Source organism: Streptosporangiales bacterium, assembly GCA_009379955.1.
Lineage (GTDB): Bacteria > Actinomycetota > Actinomycetes > Streptosporangiales > WHST01 > WHST01.
The window spans coordinates 1-3,686 of sequence record WHST01000216.1; the positions used below are offsets into that span (position 1 = coordinate 1).

Below are 3,686 nucleotides of genomic sequence, written 5' to 3' on the forward strand. Positions count from 1 at the left end.
ACCCGTCGACGGTTGCCGTACTCGACATCGGTGAAACTGGCCTGATCGCTGCGCACACCTCATCATTCCGCGATCCCCAGCACCCAGCCAGACGGCACCCCGGACGAACCAGAAAATCAGCGCATCCCTAGCCGCAGGACGCCCGGGCCCGCCGACGGCGGCGGGATATCCTCGCGGCGTGACGACGGACGACACTGCCACGCCGTGGCCCGCACCCACCGCCGAGGGACCCGTGCGGGCGTCGGTCACGCTGCCGGGTTCCAAGTCGGTCACCAACCGGGCGCTGGTCCTCGCCGCGCTCGCCGACGGCCCGTCGACCGTGCACGGCGCGCTGCGCGCACGCGACACGCTGCTGATGGCGGCCGGCCTGCGGGAGCTCGGTGTGCGGGTCGACGTCGGCGGTGACGACTGGCGGGTCACGCCCGCCGACCTCGCGGTCTCCGGAGGCGCCGAGGTCGACTGCGGCCTGTCCGGCACGGTCATGCGGTTCCTGCTCGCCCTCGCGCCGCTCGCCGGCCGCACGGTGCGTTTCGACGGCGATCCCGCGGCGCGGGTCCGTCCGCTCGCGAGCCTCGCCGGGGCGCTGCGCTCCCTCGGCGCCGAGGTCACCGGCGACCGGCTCCCCCTCACCGTGACCGGCCGGGGTGCGCTGCCCGGCGGTGACGTCACGCTCGACGCGTCCGCGTCCAGCCAGTTCGTGAGCGCGCTGCTGCTCGCCGGCTGCCATTACGACAAGGGCGTCACCGTCCACCACCAGGGACCACCGCTGCCGTCCGCGCCCTACGTCACGATGACGCTGCGGATGCTGGCCGACGCGGGACTCGACGTCGAGTCGCCGGGCACCGACACCTGGCGCGTGCTGCCCGGGCGTCCGCGCGGCGGCGACATGACGATCGAGCCCGACCTCATGAACGCCGCGCCGTTCCTCGCCGCGGCGATGCTCACCGGCGGCGAGGTCCGTATCGCCGGCTGGCCCGCCGACCCGCTGCAGGCCGGCGCGGAGATCCTGGCGGCGTTCGGCGAGCTCGGCGGCACGCACGCGTCCACACCCGGCGGCGGCCTCGTCCTGCGCGGCCCGGCGACGCCGTCCGGCGCCGACCTCGACCTCCGCGACGTCAGCGAGATCGTGCCGACGGTCGCCGCGATCGCGTGCTTCGCCGACCGTCCCACCCGCATCCGCGGCGTCGCGCACATCCGGGGCCACGAGACCGACCGCCTCGGCGCGCTCGCCGCCGCCCTCGGCGGGCTCGGCGGCCGGGTGGAGGAGACCGGCGACGGGCTCGTCGTCTCGCCGGCCACGCTCACCGGCGGTGTCTTCCCGGCGTACGACGACCACCGCATGGCGACCACGGGTGCACTGCTCGGCCTCCGGGTACCCGGTGTCGTCGTCGACGACGTGGGCGCCACGAGCAAGACGCTGCCCGACTTCCCCGTCCTGTGGCACCGGATGCTCGGCGGGCGCGGATGAACGCAGGCGGTCGGTCCCGTGAGTACGACGAGAGCGACGTCCGGGTCAGGCCGGGCAAGGGCTCGCGGCCGCGCAGCAGGAAGCGTCCCCGTCACGAGGACGCCCGCGAGGGGTTCGTGCTCGCCGTCGACCGCGGCAGGTACACCCTGCTGATCGACGACCACCCGATCGTCGCGATGCGCGCGCGGGAGCTCGGCCGCGGCTCGGTCGTCGTCGGTGACCGGGTCGACATCGTCGGCGACGTGAGCGGCGCACCCGGCACCCTGGCGAGGATCGTGCGGATCCGCGAGCGCGACTCCATCCTCCGCCGTACCGCGGACGACGACGACCCGGTCGAGCGCGTCATCGTCGCCAACGCCGACCAGCTCGTCATCGTGACCGCGCTCGCCGACCCGCCGCCGCGGCCGCGGTTCATCGACCGCTGCCTCGTCGCGGCGTACGACGCCGGCGTCGAGCCGCTCCTCTGCCTCACCAAGCGCGACCTCGCCGCGCCCGACGAGCTGCTCGCCGCGTACGAGCCGCTCGGCGTCAACGCGGTCGCGACCGAGCGCGGCGGACCGCTCGACGCGCTGCGCGAGAGCCTCACCGGCCGGCTGAGCGTGTTCGTCGGCCACTCCGGCGTGGGCAAGTCGACGCTCGTCAACGCGCTGGTCCCTGACGCCCACCGTGCGATCGGCGGCGTCAACGTCGTCACCGGCCGCGGCCGGCACACGTCCTCGTCCGCCGTCGCCCTGCCGTTGCCCGACGACGACGGCTGGCTGGTCGACACCCCCGGTGTCCGCAGCTTCGGGCTCGCCCACGTCGAGCCGCAGACCGTCGTCGCGTCGTTCCCCGACCTCACCGACGGCACCGCCGACTGCCCGTCCGGATGCGACCACCTCGGCGACCAGTGCGCCCTCGACGCGTGGGTCGAGGCCGGTCACGCCGAGCCCGCGCGCCTGGAGTCGCTGCGCCGCCTCCTCGGCGCCGCCCGCGACCGCACCGCCTGAGGACAGCGCCGTGGCGGGGCAACCTCCGATGCTGGCCCACCCCGGGCGGCGGCGCCGCCCGGGGTGGATTCGATGCTCGTGATGTGCCGTCGCCGTGTCCCGACGACGGTGTCGGACCTACGTCGAGATGCAGTTGCCGACGATCCGCGCGGTCTTGGGACCGCCGGGCGCGAGGTAGTCGTAGAGGACGTCGGCGCACCACGAGTGCTCGCCAGCGGGTATGCCGACGGCGGGCGTGGAGAACCCGCACGGCCTGGTACGGCAGTCACCGCCGGCCGAATCGATCGGGACGCCGTCCCGGTAGAAGACCACCTCGGCACGGGTGACGTACGTTCCGCTCGCACAGCTGTTCAGCCCGCCGGTGCCGTACACCTTGGCCTCGTGGTCGTACTTGTCGGCCAGCGCCCATCCGCTACACACCGCAGCCTGCGCCTGCCCCGCCTGGACGGTCGTCACCGCGACCGTGGCAGAGACGGCAAGAGCGACCACAGCGAGCAGCCGGACGACGCTTCGCGCGATCGTCAGCTTGGCATTCATGTCGTTCACCTCTCCGGTTCAGTGGTAGTAGACAGGGCTCCACGCCTCGCCGCTGTACGCCTGGCTGCGTACGATGACCCGCGTCTTCCACTGCTGGTTTCCCGGTGTCCCGTCGGTGTACTCCGGCGTGCTCGCACCGCAGCCCGTCCCGAGGCCGCAGGCCTGGTGCCCGGACGCGACGATGTGGCCGTTCCTGTACAGGTCGACGAACACCCCGGCCCCCTGCAGCACGAATGTGCAGTTGATCCAGCCGCTTCCGTAGATGTTGGCGGGTCGGGGATCGACCCGGTCGGTGAGAGCCCCGACCGAGCACCCCGCCGCCACTACCGCGGCCGACGGCGCGTCGGTCGCGGCGGTTGCCGGCATCGCGCAGGCGAGAACAGCGGCGGTCGCCGCGACAGCGGCCACGACCAGCCTGACCAGGCGAGCTTTCACATGTCTCATTCGTCCTCCTCCGTCTCGACCCAGCAAACTCGACGGCACACGCGAGGAGCCACGGTTTCGATCTCAATCGAAACCGTGCATATCCGCACCAACTCCCGCGCCGTAGGTAGGGCGTGTTGGTAAACGGCGTTCGAGGCGAGCGGCGTCCAGGGTGGTCCGCGCCAGCTGCCTCCGGCGGTCGAAGACACAGGCGGTGGCGGAGGACGAGCTCGTACTTGGGCGTACTTGCGAGCTCCGACAACACCGCC

Annotated in this window: 4 protein-coding genes; 2 read left to right on the forward strand and 2 right to left on the reverse strand. The window is 73.0% G+C overall.

Going from position 1 to position 3,686, the window contains the following annotated elements; genetic code table 11:
• Positions 1–178: 178 nt before the first annotated feature.
• Both aroA and rsgA read left to right on the forward strand, forming a co-directional pair.
• A complete protein-coding gene (aroA, locus tag GEV10_31925) occupies positions 179–1,468 on the forward strand; it encodes a 3-phosphoshikimate 1-carboxyvinyltransferase (GenBank protein MQA83009.1) in 1,290 nt (429 codons plus the stop codon).
• On the forward strand, positions 1,465–2,457 hold the full coding sequence (gene rsgA, locus GEV10_31930) for a ribosome small subunit-dependent GTPase A (GenBank protein MQA83010.1): 993 nt from the start codon (positions 1,465–1,467) through the stop codon (positions 2,455–2,457). The genes aroA and rsgA overlap by 4 nt, the downstream gene beginning before the upstream one ends.
• Positions 2,458–2,574: 117 nt before the next feature.
• Here the strand turns inward: rsgA and GEV10_31935 are convergent, their stop codons facing one another.
• Together GEV10_31935 and GEV10_31940 are read right to left on the reverse strand one after the other, a co-directional pair.
• Positions 2,575–2,994 (reverse strand): hypothetical protein, encoded by a 420-nt coding sequence (locus GEV10_31935; GenBank protein MQA83011.1) that lies wholly within the window; start codon positions 2,992–2,994, stop codon positions 2,575–2,577.
• 18 nt (positions 2,995–3,012) lie between these two features.
• Positions 3,013–3,438 carry a hypothetical protein gene (locus GEV10_31940; GenBank protein ID MQA83012.1) on the reverse strand — a complete coding sequence of 142 codons (426 nt, stop codon included), beginning with the start codon at positions 3,436–3,438 and terminating at the stop codon, positions 3,013–3,015.
• Between the last annotated feature and the right edge of the window lie 248 nt (positions 3,439–3,686).